A 17,636-nucleotide genomic window follows, 5' to 3' on the forward strand; every position below is an offset into this window, starting at 1 on the left:
GCGCTTACGGGTTTACTTTGGTCGGAAGGTTATTGACATTCAGGAGTGGGATATTCGCATCGTATGTGCTATTGATGACACGTAGAAAAGTGTTAGCCAACAACGCATTGCCGCGCGGCGTGAGCGAATAACCATCAAGCGAGTAGAAGTTGCCACGTACCAGCTCCGACGTATACAACACGCCATTTACGTTAATCTGGTCCGCTACCTGCTGAAACAGCGCGTCGTTCACATCAATAAGCGGCTGCTTGAAGGTGGTCTGGTTACGGGTCCGCAGCTCGTCGCGGTAAAGCGTCATGGCCCCGTTGATGCGTGCAAACTCAATGTAGTCCAGCACGTCGCTGCCGCTGATAGGGTTCTGCTCGTCACCGTAAGGCACGGTCTGCGGAGCGCCCGTCACCGACTCCAGACGGCCAATGCGGCGCTGACCAGCCGGCAGAATGTAGTCGTCGTTGGACACTGGTTGTAGTGCGCCATTAAATGCCCGAACGTAGAGCGTGTAGGTCGGACGGTTGGAGCTGACTCGTAGGCGTTCCTGCAAGGCCACGCCATTGCTGAGTCGCAGTAGGGGCAGTGTCGTCAGGGCCGGAGGCAGGGCAATAACCCCGTTGCGGCCGTTGGCGGTTAGCTGCGTAAGCAGCTGGCCGGCGTTCTGGGCCATGGTGCTACCCGATGGCAGCGGACCGCAGCTTCCACCACTCAGCAGATAGGGCAGCATGTCATCGAGGCCCGCAAAGAAAGTGAAGAACGTAGCGTTGGGGCTGGCCGTCGTTACTACCTGCAGATACGTACTGTTGCTATTGGCTGGCAGAATACGCTCAAAATACGGATTGAATAGTCCTACACGGGTCAGATTTGCCGCATTGCCAAGTCCTGCCGTTGCAATCTGCGTCAGGCGCAGGCCCGGTACGCCCAGGTTCTGGGGCAGCGTAGTAGCAGCCCGCGGGTATTGGTATACCGTATCGGCTCCGTTGCAGCCGGCAACATTGATGAAGCGCCCCAGTGTGGTAGCGGCCGGAACCTTGCGTGTAATGGGCAACCCATTATCCTGCAGACCCACCAATGTCAGATAGCCCGTGCCCGCGCCATCCTCCAGCAGAGGCAGCGAAAATTCTGCTTCCGTATTTACCAGTGCAAACTGGTTGGCCAGCATGTTGGCGTAGGAGTACGTCTGGCTCTGACGCGTGAGGCCGCCATCAGCGAAGCCGGCCGTATAAGAGTCGCCAACGGCGAGGTAGCAGGTCAGGTTGAGGCTGCCGCTGCTGGGAGCCGGCTCAGTCTGATCAGGCGAGCAGCCAACGAACGTAAGCAGGGCCGTAGCAACGGTTGGAAGAGCTACACGGCCGAAAGAGAAGGAGAAGTTGCGCACTGGTAGGCAGGCGTTAGATTGAGATGGAAACGAGCCTCAGCCCGGACTACTACTGGCCAGCGCGCGTTGCGCGGCCACCAAACGAATATGAAAGACCTACTGCCGCCGTGTGCACAGCCGTACGATAGGACCCATCAATACTGCTGACAACGTCGCGCGAGATATTGACGCGTGCCCGCCGCTCACCGCCCTGCGAGTAGCTATAGCCCATATCAAGAAGCAGATTAGGCTTGATGGCGAGGGTTAGGCCCAGTGAGCCACCCAGCAGGTTGGCATCGGGCAGGTCGGCATTGATGTATTCGTCGCGGACGGGAGTTTCGTCGTAGCTCACCCCGGCTCGTACTGTCAGAATGGGTGTGGCCGTGTACTCTGCGCCCACCCGGAAGGCCATGGCATCTTCGTAGCGGCGGCCAGCTGTTACGCGGGTTGCGTTATCCATTTCGAAGTTGAGCGAATCGTAGCGGCTCCAGCTGGTCAGGTTGAAATCGAAGGTGACCAGCAGGTTTTTGGTCATGCGGTCCGCCAGACCCACCGACAGTGTAGAAGGCAATTCTATGTCGGTCCGGAAGCCCATGGAAGCAGGGTAGAGGGCGGCGTCGCGTTCCAGAACACCCGAATATGCGGCTTGGCCATTGTCCACTTTCAGCGTGACCGGTGTACGGTAGCTGATGCCGAACGAGAGGTCATCGGCGGTGCGGCCGTACAGTCCGATGTTGGCTCCGTAGCCTCTCCCGCTACCCTCAAATCGGGCCTGGGCGCTCCGGTCGTCATATTGGCCCAGGGCCCGTTGCTGCTGCAAGTCGCCGTAGGCATAAATAAACCCGGCTCCAACGCTGAAATTGTCGTTGATCTGGTATGCCACCGTCGGCTGCACATACACAGTGGAGAGGCGGGATTCCTGCACTACACTGCGCCCTTCCCAATCAGAAGGCCAAGTAGTTTTATAGCCGAAAGGCTGGTTCACGCTCAGGCCTATACTCACCTTGGGAGCCACCCGCGCTGCCGCATAGAGGTAGCCCGATGGTTGCGGCTCCAGCTCCTGGCGCGTCTGCCGCCTAGAGTCGGTGCCCACAAATGAAGATAGCCGTGCTGTGCCCATTCCGCCCACGCTCACATGAATCAGCGAATCGAGGTGCCCGATAGCGCCGGGATTGTAGTACATCACCGCAATGTCGCGGGTGTAAGCAGTGCTGGCCCCACCCAGGCCCAGGAGCCGCGCACTCTGCGGCCCCGACTGGAAACCGCCCGCTGTGGCGGACATCGAAAGAAACAGTAAACCAGAAAAAAGGTAACGACGCGTCATGCAGGCTGGGTTTCGGACAATAGGCCGCAAAGGTAGCGCAATGGCGGGATTAAGTGATTAAGTAATTGAGGTATTAAGTGGGTGAAAAGCGGCTCTGCTTTAGGAGTAACCAACGCCAGCAAATCACCGCTTCACTCCCAGGCTGTCGAGCGTGTGTTGATAGCGGCGGGCGTTGCGCTTGTGGTCGGCGTACGTTTCAGCGAAATCGGAAAATCCGCTTAGGTCCGGGCGCGCGCAAAAGAATAGGTAGCGGTGCGCGGCCGGCTGCAACACGGCATTCAGGCTCTGGCGGTTGGCCGAGGTAATGGGGCCGGGTGGCAAGCCTTTGTGCTTGTATGTGTTGTAGGGCGAGTCCACGAGCTTGTCGCGGTTGAGCACGCGCTTCACGCCGAAGTTGCCAATAGCCCAGAGCAGCGTGGGGTCGGCCTGCAGGCGCATACCGCGCCGCAGCCGGTTCAGATACACGCCCGCAATAAGGGGTTTGTCTTCTTTCTTGGCCGTTTCGCGCTGCACAATGCTGGCCAGTATGTGCACTTCCACGGGCGAAAGGCCCAGCGAATCGGCGCGCTGCCGGCGCTGCACCGTCCAGAACCGTTGGTGCGTGGCCGCCGCCGAATCCAGAAACGTGCGGGCCGAGGTGTTCCAGAAGCAGCGGTAGGGCCCGGGCAGAAACAGGGTCAGAATGGTGGTGGTATCGAGCTGGTAGCGGCGGCGCAGAAACGCATTGTCCTGCAGCAGCCGGCGCAGTTCCATCGAATCGGCTTCTAGCTGCCGGCTGATCTGGCGCGTTAGCTGGGGCTTGTATTTAAACGCATCGAGGGTAAAGGCCACCGTTTCCTGGCGGCCAGCCATTAGCATATTCAGCAGTGCGGCGTTGCTGAGGCCTGCTTCCAGGCGGTAGCGGCCGGATTTCACCTGCCGGGCATAGTCGCGCTGGGCTGCCAGCCACTCGAACGTAGCCGGATCGAGCAACAACTCCTGCCGCCGAAGCGAGTCGCGCACTGCCGGCCAGCCCGCGCCCGTCCGGATGTAGAGGTAAGCCGGACCGTACGGCGACTCGGCCACATTGGGCTGCCACAGCACGCGCCATGCACCATACAGCGCCGCGCTGCCAGCCAGCAGCAGCACAATCAAGAGCCAAAGTACTACACGGCGACGAACAGAGGAACGAGCGGAAACAGTCAAATGAACAGGATAAGCAGGTAAGGCAACGCCATAAAGATAACGGCTACCCCGGGGAGGGCAGCCGTTTGAGCGGGTTGTGAAAACTTGGGAAGGAGGCTACGCCCTTATACCCAGGGCCAGTTAGCCGCCATTCACTAATGCCGCAATAGCGTCGGCGGCTTCGCGCTGGCGCTGGCGGCGCGCTATTTCCACGGGCGGTGCTGCCCGGACTTCGCAATCCGGAATGGAACACCGTTCACACGTTTCATTAACGCGCTTTTGAATAATGGCCGGATCATCGAGGAACTGCACTTTTTGGCGCAGGTTATCGTCGCAGAGCAGGCCCACGGTTACGCTCACGGCCGGTTCGCCAGGGGCCCCGGCCCGCGCCAACGACAGACACAGGTACTCGTCCTCGTTGGGGTAGCGCGAGCGTTGGGCACCCATACTGAAAGCAGGCGTTTCAAGTTGCGCCTTGTGCCGGGCCTCCTGAATCAGCCAGATGGCAATCCAGCGGCGGCAATAGTGCTCATGCAGTTCGTTGCCGTGCGGGTTGTGCAGGCGAGAGAGGTGCAACTCCTTGCTCAGCAAGTATGCCGCTTCGGCATCAGGCTGGTCGAAGCGCAGGAAAAACAAGCTCTGGATACCGAAATAGCGTGGCAGCAGGTTGGTGATGCGCTGCATGAACATCTCCGGCGACACATCATACTTCGTGAGCATGGCTTGCAGGCGGGCCGGCTGCCAGGTGGTTTGCCCGAAAAAGTCCTGCAGGTCGCGCACTAGGCTTTCTTCTTCCATCAGCAGCGCGCCGGCAAAGTAGGAGGCCTTGAAGTTGTTGAGCACCTCATCGAACGAATGTACCGGGAAGGTGGCATTCACGTAGGGCCGCTCCTTAAGGCCGAGGTAATTGAAGGCAACTTCGCGGCCCAGTACGAAGGCTTCCTGCGCTTTGCTCAGGCCCGGCCGCAGCAGCAGCGTGCGGGTTTTGGGCTGAAACACCGACCGGAGCCGTCCCAATGAGGCGTACTCGGCCAGCTTCTGCCGGTTGAGTGTGTAGCCATACTTCTCCACCAGCACCCGTTCCAGTTGCCGGGTATCGAAGGGGGCCTGCGTATTAAGGTTTTGCTCGCCGCAGAAAGTGCGCACATCCTGCTCCAGTTCCTCAAAATAGTTGTCGTGCATTTCCTGGTAGGAGCGCAGCGCTGCCAGAAAGAAGCTTTCCTGGCGCATTTCGTAGTTGCGGGCTATTTCGAAGATGGTGCTGATGAAGGCGTTCATCTTGGCCGGCGCATCGGCAATCAGCTCCACGATGCGCAACGGGTCCAGCCCGAACATCTCCAGTGGAAACTCCTTCAGCAGATCCGACTGCAGCAGCTCCGAAATCGGCTCCAGCCGCCGGCTTAGCGTCAAGGAAGTCAGCTGGTCGTAGCTAACGCCCAGTACCTTGCTCAAACCCAGTATTTTATCGGCTTTCGGGTACTTTTTGCCCTTCTCTATCTCATTCAGGTAGGATACCGATACGTCGCAGGCGCGGGCCAACTCAGCGGGAGTAAATCCGCGTTCCTGGCGCAATTCGCGCAGTTTCAATCCAAATATCAACCGGACAACCTGGCTGTGGCTTAGCATAAGCAATAGGACGTGCAGCTGACTGCACGCATGAGGAACAACAAACGGGAAACAGAGGCGCTGAGCACTAGTAGTTGTGGTAGGAACAGCTTTGCTACAAGGAACGAAAATTCAAAAGCTTTCAGAGACTGATACAGGCACAACCCCGCAAATCAACGCAAAATCAAGGGTTTATAAAAACTAGCGAAAATTCGCTTGTTTGATAAAATTCGCTGATGTATGTTTGATGCATCCTCCCGAGGCAGTTCCTTTTCGGTCACTTTCACCTTCTCAGTTCTATGTCGCCTTTTACTGATACCCAGCCGGCCGTGGCCGCACCCCAGTTTCTGACGCCGGAGCGCGTGAAAATCACGGGTAAGTATTCGCCGGAGTTTGCTGAAATCCTGACGCCATCGGCGCTGGCTTTCGTGGCCGAGCTGCACCGCCGCTTCGACCATACGCGCCGGGCGTTGCTGCAGCGCCGCGAGGAACGGCAGCGGGAATTCGAGGCCGGAAAGCTGCCCGACTTTCTGCCCGAAACCCGCCTGATCCGGGAAAAGCCCTGGACAGTAGCACCTATTCCGGCAGATCTGCAGGACCGCCGCGTGGAAATTACGGGACCCGTAGAGCGCAAAATGATTATCAACGCGCTGAACTCCGGGGCCAAAGTATTTATGGCCGACCTGGAAGATTCTAACTCGCCGACTTGGGCCAACGTGGTAGAAGGCCAGCGCAACCTGCGCGACGCCGTGCGCCGCACCATTTCACTGAGCACGCCGGCCAAAGAGTATAAGCTGAACGAGCAGACGGCCGTGCTGATGGTGCGTCCCCGTGGCTGGCACCTGCTGGAAAAGCACATGCTGGTAGATGGGGAGCCGGTTAGTGCCTCGCTGTTCGATTTCGGGTTGTATTACTTCCACAACGCCCACGAGCTGTGCGCCCGCGGCACCGCACCCTACTTCTATCTGCCCAAAATTGAGAGCCATCTGGAGGCGCGCCTCTGGAACGACGTGTTTGGCTTTGCGCAATGGTCGTTGAAGATGCAGAAGTGCACCATCAAGGCCACGGTGCTGATTGAGACGCTGCCGGCCGCTTTCGAGCTGAACGAAATCCTGTATGAGCTGCGCGAGCATAGCGCCGGCCTCAACTGTGGCCGCTGGGACTATATTTTCAGCTACATCAAGCGGCTGGGCCTCAAGCCCGAGTTCCGGCTGCCCAACCGCGCTGAGGTGACGATGGCCGTGCCGTTTATGGCCGCCTACTCGCAGCTCGTTATCCAGACCTGCCACCGCCGCGGCGTACACGCCATTGGCGGCATGGCCGCCCAGATTCCCATCAAAAACGACCCTGAGGCAAATGAAGCCGCGCTGGAAAAGGTGCGGCTGGATAAAGTGCGGGAGGCCAAAAACGGCCACGACGGTACCTGGGTAGCCCATCCGGGCCTGGTGCCGGTGGCGTTGGCCGTGTTCGATGAGCTGATGCCCGAACCCAACCAGATAGCCAACAAGCGCGAAGACCTGACTGTGACGGCCGAAGACCTAGTGCGTGCGCCCAAGGGCCACATCACCGAAGAAGGCCTGAAGCTGAACATCGACGTGGCCGTGCAGTACCTAGAATCGTGGCTGGGTGGCAACGGCTGCGTGCCGATCTATAACCTGATGGAAGACGCCGCTACTGCCGAAATCAGCCGGGCGCAGGTGTGGCAGTGGCTGCACACGCCCGGCACCACCCTCGATGATGGCCGCCCCGTGACCGTGGAGCTGTATCGTAGCCTGGTGCCCGGGCAACTAGAGAAAATTAAGGCGTTGGTAGGGGAGGAGCGCTACGCCGCCGGCCGCTACCTCGAAGCCACCCGCCTCTTCGACCAGCTCGTGACCAGCCCCACGTTCATCGAGTTTCTGACCGTGCCGGCCTACGAGCAGCTGGCGTAAGGACCTGCGCCTGGAAGTGGTGCTCCTGGCCCTGCGCTACGGCATCCGGAACCGTGCCGTGGGGGCCCGCCGGAAGGTCTGCTACTGCTAGCGGGCAGGAGCGCCACTTCAACGCACCTTTTCTTTCCTTCTTCCCGATTTCAAAACTGGCTTCGGGCCGGCTGGGCAGCGCCTTGCCTTTAGCGCCGGCTATCCTATTCCCTTCTTTTTTTTCTCCAACCAGCGGCCTGTTTCAGGTCTGCACAATCTTCTATTGCCATGAACAAGCAGGAACGCATTGCCGCCATTAAGCAGGAATGGGCCACGAACCCACGCTGGAAAGGAATTAAGCGGCCTTATTCGGCCGAGGATGTAGTGAAGCTGCAGGGGTCGGTGCAGATTGAGTATTCGCTGGCCCGGCAGGGAGCCGAGCGGCTGTGGCACCTGCTGCACACCGAGGAGTACGTGGCCGGCCTCGGGGCTCTCACCGGCAACCAGGCCGTGCAGGAAGTGCAGGCGGGCCTGAATGCTATTTACCTGAGCGGCTGGCAGGTGGCGGCCGACGCCAACGGTGCCGGCCAGATGTATCCCGACCAGAGCCTGTACCCCGTCGACAGCGTACCGGCCGTGGTGAAGCGCATCAACAACGCCTTGCTGCGCGCCGACCAGATTCAGAGCGTATCGGGCGAGGGCAACGTGCACTGGCTAGTGCCGATTGTGGCCGATGCCGAGGCCGGTTTCGGGGGCAACCTGAATGCGTTTGAGCTGATGAAGATGATGATTGAGGCCGGCGCGGCGGGCGTGCATTTCGAGGACCAGCTGTCGTCGGCGAAGAAGTGCGGGCACTTGGGCGGCAAGGTACTGGTGCCCACGCAGGAGGCCATCAATAAGCTGGTAGCGGCCCGCCTGGCCGCCGATGTGCAGAGCGTGCCCACGCTGGTAGTGGCCCGCACCGACGCCGATGCCGCCGACCTGCTCACGGCCGATGTGGACCCGCGCGACCAGCCCTTCATTCTGCAGGAAGCGGAGCGGACGTCGGAAGGGTTTTTCCGGGTGCGCTGTGGCGTGGAGGCCGGTATTGCCCGCGGCCTGGCTTATGCGCCCTACGCCGACCTCATCTGGATGGAAACCTCGCACCCCGACCTGGAGCAGGCCCGCCAGTTCGCCGATGCCATTCACGCGAAATTCCCGGGTAAGCTGCTGGCATATAACTGTTCCCCTTCCTTCAACTGGGCCGCCAAACTGAGCGTGGAGCAGATGGAAACCTACCGCGAGGAGCTGGCCGCTATGGGTTACAAGTTTCAGTTTATTACGCTGGCTGGCTTCCATGCGCTCAACACCAGCATGTTTGAGCTGGCGCTGGCATACCGCGACCGGGGCATGGCTGGCTACTCGGAGCTACAGGAGCGCGAGTTTGCGCTGCAGAAGCACGGATTCAAGGCCGTAAAGCACCAGAGCTTTGTGGGCACCGGCTACTTCGATGCCGTGCAGAACGTGGTAACCAGCAACCTTACCAGCACTGCAGCCCTTGTCGGCAGCACGGAGGAAGCACAGTTTTAGAACGCTGATTCTGACGACAGAAAAAGAGGCTTGCCAAACGACAAGCCTCTTTTTCTGTCGTCAACTCGTCAACTAACCGGTAGACAAATAGTCGCCGAAATTCGACTAGTCCGCAAAAATCACCAGTTAGAAAGGAGTAGCTATCTGCTGATAATCTAGGCCGTGGCGCTCAGTGGCTTCCTGCAATATGGTTTTCTGCCAGGGACGCAGCACCTGTTCAGTTCCCAGCTCGATGATATCGGCTACGAGGCGGTTAGACAACACCAGGTTGGCGACGTAGCCGTTGATGTCGTCGGTGATATGGGTTTTGAGTTGTAGCAGGAGTTGCTCACGAGCATCGGCACGGGCAGCTTTGTCGCCACTGAGGCGCCGTCGGAACGGGAAGCGGCGCTGCTCACCGGCTTGGGCTGGTTCGGGCACCGCCACAAAGTTCTCAGGCGAAAGGGCCGAGAGTTGCTCCAGATACGGTGGGCGCTTTAGCTCCGGATGCAGGCCGCGGGCGGCCTTCCAGTCGTTGAGGTTGCGGGGCGTGTCGCGTACCAGCTCCGAAAGCCGGTCGTTGGCAAATACCATGTAAGGCGGCCGGTCGAGCTGGCGGGCTACTTGGTCACGCAGTAGATACAAGTCGCGGAAGAGCGGCAATTCCTGCGGCATGATGCGGTATTTGCCCGCAATGCGCAGGTAAGGCCGTTCGTCGCGGCTGTAGCGCACTTCTTCCAGAGCAGCGTTTTCTTCATCGGCCCAATGCTGGCGCCCCAATGCTACCAGCTTGTCGCGTAGCCGGTCCGTCAGCTCAAACAGGTACAGCACATCGTTAGCGGCGTAAAGCTTTTGTGCTTCTGTGAGCGGACGTTTCAGCCAGTTAGACTTCTGCTCGCCCTTATCTACCTCCAGCCCCAACTCGGCCTGAATAAGGCGTCCCAGGGAAATGTTGTTGTCCGATTCGCCGAGCAGCGTGTATTGTACGCTGGTATCAACGATGTTGCGCACATGCACGCCGTACACTTCATCCAGCAGCAAAATATCCGACTTGCAGCTGTGAAAGACCTTGGCTACCGCCGGCTCGCGCAGAATAACCCAAAGCGGCTCCAAGTCGTGGGCCGGATTGGTGAGCGGCAGCGGGTCGATGAGGTACACTGTTTGCCCATCAAACACCTGAATCAGAGCCAGATTACGGCCGTAGCGGTGCCGCATGTCATCAAACTCCAGGTCGATAGCAATACGTGGGGCAGCGGCGAGTGTGTGCGCAGCTTGCTGCACTTCGGCAGCCGTAGTTAAGTAGTGAATGGTAGACATTCGGGGGCGGAAAAGGGGCGGCTGGTACTGGATGACGCCTAGATAGGAATAAAGCCAACCAGAGTAAAGGTAAGTAGACCGGGCGGGCAAACCCAATGATGGCCATACCAAAACAGTAGGCGTGCCGAACACTCGGCCGGCCAATATAGCCAGTAGGGCGGAAGCCAGCCTGAAAACCGGATTCAGAAGCTAGTCTTCGTCTTCCTCGTCGTCGCGGGTGAAGTCCAGCTCGAGGGCCAACTGCAGAGCCTCCTGAATTGTGCTGTCCATAAGCGGTTGCGAGTCAGCATCGAGGGTGCGTTCGAAGAGGTTGAGCAGCAGTTCGCCTTCTTCGTTCACGTAAAGATTCGTGTAAAGCCGTTCGAATGCTTTAGCCTCTTTGTGCATCACGGCATCTATTTCACTGATGGAACGAGCCAGAAGGGCACGGTGTAGGGCTTCCACTACTTTGCGGCTGTCGTCATGGTCGCCAAGGTCGGCCAGCAGCTGCAGAATGCTCATGGCTGTGCCCAGGCGCACTCGCTCAAACCGGAACGATAGGTCGTTGGCGGAGGCGCGCTGGAAATCGGAGTAGGCAACCAGTGTGGAAGGCGTCAGGAAGCGGGCAGGGTCAGCTACCCGGCTAAAGGCTTCACGTAGTAGTTCTTCGTAGGCAGACATAACAGCAGAAAAGGCGGCGAACAGGCGGCTTTGTGAAAGCCAGCGGCTGATAGTGAGAGGAAATCCGACGGGAAGCAGTAATTTTCTGAAACCCTAGAAGGCAAAGGTACGATTGGAACGTACGCTCTCTAGTGCGACTCAGCCTGAGTTTCCCGTTTGCCCTACCTGTTCACTCTGCTCTCAAATTCCTCCTTGCCATGACGCATAAGAAAAAGTGGTTGCTATTCGCCCCGGCCGGGCTGGTGGTTGTTGGTTTCGGTACTTGCCTTGTGCAATGGGCTGCCAGCAAAAAGGAACGCGGCGCACCAACCGGCGAATGGGTAGCGGCCGGCACCCTAGCCTTGGGTGTGTTCAATACCGGGCTGAGCCTATTGGGCCGGGGTATCGTAGAAAATGTGCTGTACGAAGTGCGGGAGAAGGAAACGGAGAGTCAGGATTTCGACTACAGCAACGTAGCGCGGTTTTAGCCTATCACAAAATACAAAAGGCCTGTCAGATGCTTCTGATGGGCCTTTTGTATTCGTGGCTGCTGTGGTCCAATTTGGCGGTTGCTGTTCGGGCCACAGCTAAGAAGTAGATACGGTGGCGTCTGGGCAAACGGCAGCCGCCTGCTTACCTTTCGTCTTCGATCTACTGCCTGTCTGATGAGAAACAAATACTACTGTAGGCCCTGGCGGGCATATCTGGGGATGGTGGCGCTACTCTGGCTGCTGCGAAGTGCGGCGCCAGTACAAGCGCAAACCACTGCTACTGAAACCGGACCGCTGCTGACACCCACTCAATTTTTGGGCTATGAGCTAGGAAGCCGCTTCACACCGCATGCCACGCTTCTACGCTATGTAGAGCATGTAGCGGCTCATGCCGCAGGCCGGATGCGGGTGCAGCCCTACGGCAGCACCTACGAAAACCGGCCGTTGGAGGTAGTGCAGATTGGTACCCCCGAAAATCTGGCCCGTCTTGACGATATCCGACAGAACAACCTGCGCCTCGCAGGTTTGGCCAGCGGGACTGCCCGCACCGATGCTCCCGCCATAGTCTGGCTCAGCTACAACATTCATGGCAATGAGGCCGTGTCGTCGGAAGCCGTGATGCAGGTGCTATACGATCTGGCCAATCCGGAGAACCAGGAAACCCGGCAGTTTCTGCAGCACACCGTGCTACTCGTGGACCCCTGCGTGAACCCCGACGGGCATGAGCGGTACGTGCAATGGTACAACCGCGTGCGGGCCCAGGTGCCCAATGCCTCGCCCTACGCCTGGGAGCACCGGGAGCCTTGGCCCGGCGGCCGCTTCAACCATTACTATTTCGACCTGAACCGTGACTGGGCCTGGCAGACGCAGCAGGAAAGCCGCCAACGGCTGGCACTCTATAACCAGTGGCTGCCGCAGGTGCACGCCGATTTTCACGAAATGGGCCCGGAAGACCCGTACTACTTTTCGCCGGCGGCCAAGCCTTTCCACGAGGACATTACCAACTTCCAGCGCAAGTTTCAGGGCATTATCGGGGATTATAACCGCGCCGTGTTTGATAAAAACAACTGGCTCTATTTCACCCGCGAAACCTACGACCTGTTTTACCCCAGCTACGGCGACACGTACCCATCCTTCAATGGCGCCATTGGCATGACCTACGAGCAGGGTGGCTCCGGCCGGGCTGGTGTGCGCTATGCCAAGTCCGACGGTGACACCCTGACGCTGGCCCAACGCATCAGCCATCACCACGCAGCTAGTCTGGCTACCATTCGGGCCGCTTCGGAGCGGCAAACGGAGTTGGTTAAGGAGTTCAAGAAATACTTTGATGAAGCCCGCACGGCTCCGCGTGGCGCTTATAAGTCGTACGTGGTGGCTGGTTCCGGCGACCCTGGCCAGTTGCGCGCTTTCACGGAGTATCTGCAGCGCCAGCAGATTCAGTTTGGCTATGCGCCGCGCCGCCAGCGCCTGCGGGGCTTCAACTACTTTGCGGGCCGCGAAGAAACGGTACAGGTAGAAGCGCAGGATGTGGTCATCAGTATGTATCAGCCCAAATCAACACTGGTGAAGGTGCTATTTGAGCCACGACCCGCACTGGAAGATTCGCTTACCTACGACATCACCGCGTGGGCGCTTCCCTATTCATTCGGGCTGAAAGCCTACGCCCTGAAAGACCGGATAGCGGCCAACGGCCAGGCCGCCAATACGCCTACTGTTGTCGCCGCCTCATCGGCCGCACTGAGCCAGCCATACGCGTATGTGGCCCGGTGGAATAATCTGCAGGATGTGCGTTTCCTGAGCCGGCTACTGCAGCAGAAAGTGAAGGTGCGCGTTGCAGGCCGGGCTTTCGAGTCGGAAGGGCAGAAATACCTGCCGGGCACGCTCGTCATCACGCGCAACGGCAACGAAGCGTTGGGACCAAAATTCGACCAGTTAATCCGGAGCCAGGCCGATTCGGCTGGCGTGATGGTACGGGCCGTGCAGTCGGGCTTCTCTACCTCCGGCGCCGACCTCGGCTCGGGCTATGTGCGCAACGTGGCGCGGCCCAACATTGCGGTGGTGGCTGGCAATGGTGTCTCGCCAACTGCTTTTGGTGAGGTCTGGCACTTTTTCGAGCAGCAGATTGGCTATCCGGTGACTGTACTGGGTACTGACTATTTGCCTTCGGTGCCGCTGGCTAAGTTCGATGTACTGATTCTGCCTGATGGCGACTATTCGGAGGTGTACAGCGAGCGGCAGCTGGAAGCCCTCAAAACCTGGGTGCGCGGCGGTGGCCGCCTGATTGCAATGGAAGGCGCGGCGGCTTTCCTGTCGGGCAAGAAAGATTTTCTGCTGAAAGGAAAGCCCGCCGACAGCACCGCTGCCCGCAAAGCCGACCCTTACCGCCTGCTCAAGCCCTATGCCAATGCCGAGCGGGAACAGATTGGGGAGCGGGTGCAGGGTAGCGTCTACCGCGTACTACTCGACAATACCCACCCGTTGGCCTTTGGCTATGGCAGCACTTACTTTGCCCTCATTCGTGATACGCTCAACTACCGCTTCTTAGGCGAAGGAGGCTGGAACGTAGGCGTGCTCAAGCGCGACAACTATGCCGCCGGGTTTGCCGGCCGCAATGCCCGCCGAAAGCTCAACGATACTTTTGTGCTGGGTGCGCAGGATATGGGCCGGGGCCAGGTCATTTACCTTGCCGATAACCCCTTGTTCCGGGGCTTCTGGCAGGGAGGGAAGTTGTTATTCGGAAACGCACTGTTCTTTGTGGGCCAATAGCCTAAGGTTTCGGAAGATCACACTTCCATAAAAAAGGCCCCGCTGACAATTCAGCGGGGCCTTTTTTATGGAAGTGTGATAGACTAGTCTACTACATCTTCAGCTTTGTTCTTCACGGCTTTGGCGCCTTTTTTCACGGCGCTGCCGGTTTTCTTCGCTCCTTTTTCAACGACGCGGCCCGTTTTCTTGCCGGCGTATTTCACGTCTTCTTTCGTGTTGTAGGCTTTTTGTCCGGCTTCGGTGCGGCCGGTGCGGGTTTCGGTTTTCACCGTGCCATTGTCACGTACGGAGGTTTCGGTTTTAGCGCCAGTAGTTTCATCACGGACAACTACTTTATCACCCTGGGCGAAGGCTGCGGTAGAGAAGGCTGCGGCAGCAAGCAGCATGAGCATCTTTTTCATGAGTTCAGATATCAAGAGAGGTTATAAAACAACCTGAGCCTTATACGGCGCTGATAAATTTGGTTGCCAAACCGGCTTGTGCAGCACTATGGCAGCAGCAACGAACTGTCGCCGTAACTCAAAAAACGGTACCCATTAGCCAGAGCATGTTCGTACACCTGTCGCCATCCGGGGCCTACCAATGCGGCCACTAATAGCAGCAGCGTGCTTTCTGGCTGATGAAAATTGGTAATCAGCCCTTGGATAACCCTGAACCGGTAGCCCGGCGCAATGAGCAGCTGTGTGGTGGCATGCAATGTGTCAAGCTGCTGCTCAAGCATGAAGTCCAGCAATGCCTGCAATGAAGCTGCGGTGGCTAATTTGGAACCGGGCTCGTAGGGCTGCCACTGGCCTACGTGCGGCACTATATCACCAGTAAGCTGCCCCTGCGCCGCCTGCACTCCCAGCCAATATAGGCTTTCCAGACTGCGTAGGCTGGTGGTGCCCACTGCCACAATAGGTCGTGGCGCATGAGCCAGCAGCTGCCGCAGTACTGCCGCCGATATGCTAATAGGCTCTCCATGCATAGCATGGCCATCCATCCGGTCGGCCTTCACGGGCTGGAAAGTGCCGGCTCCTACATGCAGCGTCACGCGAACCGACTGAATGCCTCGTTGCGCGAGGTCAGCCAAGACTTGGTTGGAGAAGTGGAGGCCGGCTGTGGGGGCGGCCACGGCCCCTTCCTGCGCCGCATACACTGTTTGGTAGCGTATAGCGTCTACGTCAGTGTCTTCGCGGTTGAGGTAGGGGGGGAGCGGAAGGTGGCCGGCCCCGCGCAATACTTCTGCAAACGGCAGTGCCGCCGGCTCCCACCGGAAGCGAATCAGGGAATAGCCATCGGCCGTTTCCTGCCGCTCAGCCGTGAGTGTGGCGGCATGGCCCTGTGCCGTAAACTCCAGCGTCACAGGTCCGCTTTTCCAGCGTTTGCCGTTGCCTACCAGGCATTTCCAGACACACTCGCCAGTTTGCTGCATAGCAGGCTCTATAGCGCGGTGCGGTGCTACGGGCTCGAGGCAAAACAACTCAATCAGGCCACCTGTGGGCTTGTGGCAGAAAAGCCGTGCCCGCACCACTTTGGTATCGTTGAAGACCAGCAGCGCATCAGTGGGCAACTCTGCCGGCAGACCCTGAAATGTCTGGTCCTGGATGACGCCCTGGCGGTACACGAGCAGGCGCGACTGGTCACGCTGGGGTAGAGGCTCCGGGGCAATGCGCTCCGGCGGCAGTTGGTAGGTGTAGTCGTGGATAGAAAGCTGGCGTGGGTCAGCGGGCAATGAGGTCGGCATGGGTGCAAAGGTAGAAGGTGCCTTCCATTGCATAGCGGCCAACTCCAGAAAAGCTGGATGCTGCACCAACGCAAACCCCCGGTACAAGGATGTATCGGGGGCTATTAATAAGGGCGGTACAGTCACAGACTATTTTGCGCGCTGGAAAATCAGGAGGTGTTGCTGCGGAAGTGTCTGGCGGTTTTCCACGAACTCCAACCCCACAGCCTGCACTTCTTTGCGAGCTTGTTCTTCGCTCATCTTATGAATGCGCTTGATGGGCACATTCACGTCTTCGGCCCGATATTCTACCAGCGCCAACCGACCACCAGGGCGCAGAGCCGCTTTGATGGCCCGCATCATCTCACGCGGATGGTCAAACTCATGATACGCGTCAACAATAAGCACCAGATCTACTCCGCCCGCCGGCAGATTCGGGTTCTGCACAGTGCCCAGCACAGGTTCCACGTTAGGCGCTTTATTCTGCTCCTTGTTGTCGCGCAAATACTTTATCATCTCCGGCTGGATATCGACAGCCAGCACCTTGCCTTTGGGCACCAGCGGGCTGATGCGGAAAGAGAAATAGCCGGTGCCGGCGCCTATATCGGCTACCACATCCGTAGGCTTCAGTTGTAGCTCGCGCAGCAGGATGTCGGTGCCTTCCTCTTCCTGCCGGTCGTTGCGCTCCAGCCAGTCGGCGCCCTCGTGGCCCATTACGTGCGCAATCTGGCGCCCCTGGTAGTACTTGCCGATACCATTGGGGTCTTGGGGAGCCGCCAGTCGGTAGCCACTGGTGTCAGGAGCCACAGACTGGTCGGACAGATGTCGGTCGGCACCAAGTGCCGCCGAGCTTTCCATAGGCGTTTGGGTGCAAGCCGTGGGCAAAAGCAACACCAGCATCACCGACGCCTGGAGAAAGGAAGAAGATATCATACGCACAGATGCAAATAAACCGTGTTTCGACAACATCTTAGCCAACATAAGGGTTCGGACCGGCTATACGAGAGCAGCCAGAATTCATTTTGCCAAGCTTAAAAAAGCAACAAACAGCGCTGGTTTTTCCGCCTTGTTCTAATTTGGCGCGTACAAAGCTCGTTTGAACAGTTTTCACCAACCTTTTCTTCTTCTATGAAGCACCTCTTCCACCACCTGCCCAAGCTGGCTGCCATTGCTGCCATTGCCCTGAGTGCCAGCAGCTGCAACCGCGCCGAGTATGCCATGTTGCCCAAAACTTCGCCGTACCATGCCACCTATCATGGCACGGCTAAGCCCGCACCAGCTCCGGTTGCACAGCAAGAAGAAATTGCCACTGCAGAAGTAATAACGGCTCCTGTAGAAGAAAAAAATATTGTTGCTGAAACCCCCGCCGCTGTGCCGGCTGTTACACCAGCCGCAACTCCCGCTGCTAAAAGCGCGGCAGTAGCTTCTGCCAAAGCAACTAAGCCTGCAGCTACTAGTGCTGCTCCTCGCAAGCTGAATCTGGTAGAGCGTGCTGCATTTAGCAAAGTGACCAAAAAGCTCGACAAACTAGCCAGCAAAGCACAGCTCAAGCAGCGCTACGAAACTGCCGAAACCAGCAAAATTGGTGGCTACCTGCGCACAGGTATCATCCTGATTCTGGTAGGTCTGCTGATATCCCTGTTGAGCGGTATCAGCGGTATTTTCGGCCTGATTGGTGGTATCATCTCCATTATCGGCCTGATCTTCATCATCCTTTGGCTCCTCGACGAAGTCTAGCCTTAGGCTGACTGCCACGATAGAAACCCCGGCCGATATGGTCGGGGTTTTTTGTTTCCTACTAGTCTTTTCGTAACGGAGCAGGTAGCAA

Annotated in this window: 14 protein-coding genes; 5 read left to right on the forward strand and 9 right to left on the reverse strand. The window is 58.3% G+C overall.

From position 1 onward, the window contains the following. Positions 1-4 precede the first annotated feature (4 nt). The 4 genes from H4317_RS05395 to H4317_RS05410 all read right to left on the reverse strand — a co-directional run bounded on the left by H4317_RS05395 (position 5) and on the right by H4317_RS05410 (position 5,408). Complete coding sequence (locus H4317_RS05395) at positions 5-1,369, reverse strand: hypothetical protein (RefSeq protein ID WP_185889123.1); 1,365 nt, start codon at positions 1,367-1,369, stop codon at positions 5-7. A 49-nt stretch (positions 1,370-1,418) separates the two neighbouring features. Next, positions 1,419-2,630 carry an OmpP1/FadL family transporter gene (locus tag H4317_RS05400; protein WP_185889124.1) on the reverse strand — a complete coding sequence of 404 codons (1,212 nt, stop codon included), beginning with the start codon at positions 2,628-2,630 and terminating at the stop codon, positions 1,419-1,421. A 165-nt stretch (positions 2,631-2,795) separates the two neighbouring features. Next, positions 2,796-3,857, reverse strand: a complete 1,062-nt coding sequence (mltG, locus tag H4317_RS05405) for an endolytic transglycosylase MltG (RefSeq protein WP_185889125.1) — start codon at positions 3,855-3,857, stop codon at positions 2,796-2,798. A 120-nt stretch (positions 3,858-3,977) separates the two neighbouring features. After that, positions 3,978-5,408, reverse strand: coding sequence for a helix-turn-helix domain-containing protein (locus H4317_RS05410; RefSeq protein WP_260625830.1), 1,431 nt, complete (start codon positions 5,406-5,408; stop codon positions 3,978-3,980). A 332-nt stretch (positions 5,409-5,740) separates the two neighbouring features. Between H4317_RS05410 and aceB the strand changes: the two genes are divergently transcribed. Together aceB and aceA are read left to right on the forward strand one after the other, a co-directional pair. After that, the gene (gene aceB, locus H4317_RS05415; protein ID WP_185889127.1) at positions 5,741-7,372 is read left to right on the forward strand and encodes a malate synthase A; all 1,632 of its coding nucleotides are present in this window, start codon (positions 5,741-5,743) and stop codon (positions 7,370-7,372) included. Between the two features lie 258 nt (positions 7,373-7,630). Beyond that, positions 7,631-8,911, forward strand: coding sequence for an isocitrate lyase (aceA, locus tag H4317_RS05420; protein ID WP_185889128.1), 1,281 nt, complete (start codon positions 7,631-7,633; stop codon positions 8,909-8,911). 126 nt (positions 8,912-9,037) lie between these two features. On the opposite strand, the gene H4317_RS05425 is transcribed toward aceA, so the two are convergent. Together H4317_RS05425 and H4317_RS05430 are read right to left on the reverse strand one after the other, a co-directional pair. Continuing rightward, positions 9,038-10,207 (reverse strand): ribonuclease D, encoded by a 1,170-nt coding sequence (locus H4317_RS05425; protein WP_185889129.1) that lies wholly within the window; start codon positions 10,205-10,207, stop codon positions 9,038-9,040. A gap of 189 nt (positions 10,208-10,396) precedes the next feature. Next, positions 10,397-10,867: a hypothetical protein gene (locus tag H4317_RS05430; protein WP_185889130.1), complete on the reverse strand. Its 471-nt coding sequence runs from the start codon at positions 10,865-10,867 to the stop codon at positions 10,397-10,399. A 197-nt stretch (positions 10,868-11,064) separates the two neighbouring features. Between H4317_RS05430 and H4317_RS05435 the strand changes: the two genes are divergently transcribed. Both H4317_RS05435 and H4317_RS05440 read left to right on the forward strand, forming a co-directional pair. Continuing rightward, positions 11,065-11,334 carry a hypothetical protein gene (locus tag H4317_RS05435; protein WP_185889131.1) on the forward strand — a complete coding sequence of 90 codons (270 nt, stop codon included), beginning with the start codon at positions 11,065-11,067 and terminating at the stop codon, positions 11,332-11,334. 222 nt (positions 11,335-11,556) lie between these two features. Continuing rightward, positions 11,557-14,103, forward strand: coding sequence for a M14 family metallopeptidase (locus H4317_RS05440; protein ID WP_185889132.1), 2,547 nt, complete (start codon positions 11,557-11,559; stop codon positions 14,101-14,103). Between the two features lie 83 nt (positions 14,104-14,186). Here the strand turns inward: H4317_RS05440 and H4317_RS05445 are convergent, their stop codons facing one another. The 3 genes from H4317_RS05445 to H4317_RS05455 all read right to left on the reverse strand — a co-directional run bounded on the left by H4317_RS05445 (position 14,187) and on the right by H4317_RS05455 (position 16,741). After that, entirely contained in the window at positions 14,187-14,504 is a 318-nt protein-coding gene (locus H4317_RS05445; RefSeq protein ID WP_185889133.1) for a hypothetical protein, read from the reverse strand. An 86-nt stretch (positions 14,505-14,590) separates the two neighbouring features. Next, on the reverse strand, positions 14,591-15,829 hold the full coding sequence (locus tag H4317_RS05450; protein WP_185889134.1) for an S-adenosylmethionine:tRNA ribosyltransferase-isomerase: 1,239 nt from the start codon (positions 15,827-15,829) through the stop codon (positions 14,591-14,593). A gap of 129 nt (positions 15,830-15,958) precedes the next feature. Further along, positions 15,959-16,741, reverse strand: a complete 783-nt coding sequence (locus tag H4317_RS05455; protein WP_260625831.1) for a class I SAM-dependent methyltransferase — start codon at positions 16,739-16,741, stop codon at positions 15,959-15,961. A gap of 195 nt (positions 16,742-16,936) precedes the next feature. Here H4317_RS05455 and H4317_RS05460 point away from each other — a divergent pair, with 195 nt between their 5' ends. Further along, positions 16,937-17,545 carry a hypothetical protein gene (locus H4317_RS05460; RefSeq protein ID WP_185889135.1) on the forward strand — a complete coding sequence of 203 codons (609 nt, stop codon included), beginning with the start codon at positions 16,937-16,939 and terminating at the stop codon, positions 17,543-17,545. Positions 17,546-17,636 lie beyond the last annotated feature (91 nt).

The sequence above is a fragment of the Hymenobacter sediminicola genome, assembly GCF_014250515.1.
In the GTDB taxonomy this organism is placed as follows: domain Bacteria; phylum Bacteroidota; class Bacteroidia; order Cytophagales; family Hymenobacteraceae; genus Hymenobacter; species Hymenobacter sediminicola.